Source organism: Trueperaceae bacterium (assembly GCA_019454765.1).
Lineage (GTDB): Bacteria > Deinococcota > Deinococci > Deinococcales > Trueperaceae > JAAYYF01.
Window position 1 is genome coordinate 1 of sequence record JACFNR010000084.1, and the last position, 3,393, is coordinate 3,393.

At 67.3% G+C, this 3,393-nt stretch carries 4 protein-coding genes; 3 read left to right on the forward strand and 1 reads right to left on the reverse strand.

Annotated elements, in window-relative coordinates; all coding sequences use genetic code 11:
- The first annotated feature begins 46 nt into the window (after window positions 1-46).
- The 3 genes from H3C53_13285 to H3C53_13295 all read left to right on the forward strand — a co-directional run bounded on the left by H3C53_13285 (window position 47) and on the right by H3C53_13295 (window position 1,392).
- The gene (locus H3C53_13285; GenBank protein MBW7917640.1) at window positions 47-538 is read left to right on the forward strand and encodes an XRE family transcriptional regulator; all 492 of its coding nucleotides are present in this window, start codon (window positions 47-49) and stop codon (window positions 536-538) included.
- The gene (locus H3C53_13290; protein ID MBW7917641.1) at window positions 535-864 is read left to right on the forward strand and encodes a DUF86 domain-containing protein; all 330 of its coding nucleotides are present in this window, start codon (window positions 535-537) and stop codon (window positions 862-864) included. The genes H3C53_13285 and H3C53_13290 overlap by 4 nt, the downstream gene beginning before the upstream one ends.
- 192 nt (window positions 865-1,056) lie before the next feature.
- A complete protein-coding gene (locus H3C53_13295) occupies window positions 1,057-1,392 on the forward strand; it encodes a hypothetical protein (protein MBW7917642.1) in 336 nt (111 codons plus the stop codon).
- Window positions 1,393-2,287: 895 nt separating this feature from the next.
- Here the strand turns inward: H3C53_13295 and H3C53_13300 are convergent.
- Window positions 2,288-3,393, reverse strand: a 1,106-nt coding sequence (locus H3C53_13300; protein MBW7917643.1) for a Fic family protein, incomplete at its 5' end; no start/stop codon positions are given.

The window sequence follows — 3,393 nt, forward strand, 5'->3', positions numbered from 1 at the left end:
GATATAGCACATCCTGCTAGAATGACTCGTGCGTACGAGCGGCCAGATGATCCGCCAAGCCCGAGAGCGCGCAGGTCTGACGCAGGCCGAGCTGGCGCGCCGTAGCGGCGTTGCGCAGTCCTCCATCAGCGCCTACGAACGAGAGGTTCACCAACCGAGCCTCGAGTCCCTACAAGAACTCATCGCGGCGACAGGGCACAAGGTCAGCGTTGACCTCATGCCGGAGCAAGAGAGGCCACCGACCGATGAGACGACCTTGGGGTTACTACGTGGCCACCGCGAGGAACTGCTAGCCGTTGGCGGTGAACTCGGCGTGCGTGCCATCCGAGTGTTCGGGAGCGTTGCCCGTGGCGACGACGGGCCGGACAGTGACGTCGACCTCCTCGTGGAACTCGCTGAGCCACTCGGCTACCTGGGTTTGGCTCGGATCGAGGAGGCACTGTCCGCGGTGATCGGGCGACGCGTGGAGATCGTCCCGACGTACGCGCTGGGCTCGGAGGCCAGCCGGTCACTCGAGGCCAGCGCCGTCCCGCTGTGAGTCGCTCGGACGAAGCACTTCTGAACGACGTCCTGGCCGCCATAACCGCGATCCGCGGCCATCTGGACGTCGGAACGCTGGCCGAGCCAATAGTCTACGACGCCGTCCGGATGCGCCTCATAGAGATCGGCGAGGCCGTGAAATCCATCAGCCCCGCGGTACTGGAGGAAGAACCGCACGTGCCGTGGCGGAGCGTGGCCGGCATGCGCGACAGGCTCGCTCACAGCTACTTCGACATACTGGTGAGGATCCTCGCCGAAACGGTCACCAGCGATCTGGACGAGCTCGAGAGCGCTGTGGCGAGGATGGCTGCCAGGCGGGGTTGAGCAGGTACCCACCTAGGCAAGAAGCGGTTCATCATCACCGCGCCAACCGTTGCGACCACCCGCTCGACGAGTGACAGCTGAAACGCCAGGCAGCGCTGCGAAGCGAGCAGCCCGAACGGACCGGCGCCAGCCCGGACTCGAGCCAACTTGAAAGGACGCGCTTGGGCACTGTCGCTCCCCGAGGGGGCAACGATGAGGAGTCACCATCGAAGAAGGGTACCCACCGCGCTGGTCGTCCTGGCCACCTTCGTCCTGGTGCTCAGCGCCTGCTCGAACCCGGCCGGCCCGGAAGCGGCTCTGGACGACCTGGTCACCTTCGAGCTCGATGGCTTCACGGCGCAGGTCGAGCTGTCCAAGATCGATCCCGAGGCCTTGACTCCGCAGGCATTCCCCACGACAACGGCCTGTGACGCCGGGCAGAACGTCGAGTACTACCTCGTCCCGGTGCCCATGCTGACCATCGTCGGCAAGCGGCTCGTGACGTACGTGGACGTCTTCTGTTCGACCAGCAGTTCCCGGGCGTGCTGAGAGGTTCGCTCACGCAGTGGGAGCCGCCGGACACGGACTGGGTGGATAAGGTTGTCGGCTCGATCACGCAAGACGCCGCGGCCGTGGCCAAGTTCGCGGCGCTCACGAACACCGCCCTCAGCGGCGGGGCTTTCGGCTGCACCACGTTGCCGGCGGTGCAGACCCCCTCCAACTTCGGTCCCGGACCGGACCTCTCCGCGAACGCGCTCGTTCACGCCCCGGGTTACTCCGTGCTGGGCGCGGGTGACGCCATGACGCGCGGCGGTGGCGACTCGCCCTTCTCGAACGCCGGCGTGACCGTCAGCGAGATTCGCCCCGGCGAGGGCCACGCGGAGTTCGGAACGACCCTTGCCAGCGACCCGGCGGCGGTCAGTTACTACACCCGCTACTACCAGCCGAAGGGCAACCTCAAGGTCCCCACTCTGTCGCTCCATACGTGGGTGGACCCGGACGTCCCGACCGCCCATGAGGCAGCCTACCGACAGGTGGTGAGCCAGCGCGGCGCGAGCGCCATGCTCCGGCAGTACCTGGTCACGGGCTACCTGCCAGATGACCTGTCGGGACAAGGGCCCGTCGCGAGCCGAGGCGACAGCGCCTACGGCCACTGCAACTTCCGGCCCGTGGACATGGTGACGGCCTTCGAAGCGCTCCCGGCGCGCGCCAACTCCAAGGCCGGGGAGCTGGCAAGCGGCGGACGCGTTGCCCAGCCAGGCCGGCTCTCGCTTCGCGGCCCTCCCCTAGCACGGGTTGGCCTGTCGCCTTCGGCCCACCACACCGGCCGTCGGCCGAGAACCCCCGGGCCCGGCAGGCCTCGTGCCTGTGTCGCGCCCGGGCTCGTAATGGGGGTCGCACGGACCCTCAGGCTGCGCCGCCTGGGCGCGGGGCTCGCCGGTCGTCACGGAGACGCCTGGGTAAGGCCGTACGGCACGACCTCGTTGGAATCGCGCGTGAGCAAGCTCAGAAGCTTCTCGTGCACGAACAGCTTGCCGCGCCCGGCCTTCAGGGGGTTCACGACGCCTACCTCCGCCAAGCGCCTCAGGTAGGTGGACGCCGTCTGGCGCTTGGCGATCCCGCGCTCCACCAAGTCGGCGATGCGCACGTACGGTTGCTCGAACATGACGTCGATCAGTTCGCGGCTGTGCAGGCTCGGATCTACCCGCTTGAGGTAGTCAGCCGTCTCCTCGACCAGGACCCGGATGGCCTCGATCTTCACCAGCGTCCAGGCCGCGGTCTCCTCGATCCCTTGCAGCATGAAGAGGATCCACGGCTCCCACTCGCCCTCGGCGGTAACGGCGAGGAGGTGCCGGTAGTACTCGGCCTTGTGCTGGATGAGGTAGCGGCTCAGGTAGAGGATCGGCGCGCTCAACAGTCCAACGTCGATGAGGAAGAGGCTGTTGAGAACGCGACCCGTGCGGCCGTTGCCGTCGCTGAAGGGATGGATCGCCTCGAACTGGTAGTGTCCGGCGGCCAACCTCACGAGCGGGTCGATGTCCTCCCGTTCGTGCAGGAACCTCTCCCAGTTGCCGAGCAGGCCACGAAGCCGCTGCTCCCCCTGCGGCGGCGTGTAGATGACTCGGCCGGTCGCCTGGTTGACCAACTGCGTGCCGCTACCGCGGCGCACGCTCATCGTCACGCCCTTGATGGTCGTCGCAACGAGCTCCGCCATGCACACGCCAAGGGGTCGCCGCTCCAACTCCCGGTACCCGACCATCAACGCCTCGCGGTGGCGCAACGCCTCCCGAGTGGCCGGGTCTGCCGAGGCCGGCCCGCTCAAGGCTCGGAACATCTCGTCTGCCGAGGTCACCACGTTCTCGATCTCCGAGCTAGCGCGGGCCTCCAACAGAGGAAGTGTGTTGATCAGCACGTGCTGGTTGGGGATCAGCTGAGCCGCTTGCTTGAGCTCGGCCAGCGCGACGCGCGCCGCCACACAGCTCTTGAGTACCGCGCGCGTCTCCAACTCCACGGGTGGCGGCAGCGGCGCCAGGTGGTCGTGCGGAACCG

Excerpts from the sequence above, each read along its gene's own strand:
- H3C53_13285 (MBW7917640.1), top strand. The coding sequence starts at position 47 with ATGATCCGCCAAGCCCGAGAGCGCGCAGGTCTGACGCAGGCCGAGCTG.
- H3C53_13295 (MBW7917642.1), top strand. The coding sequence starts at position 1,057 with ATGAGGAGTCACCATCGAAGAAGGGTACCCACCGCGCTGGTCGTCCTG.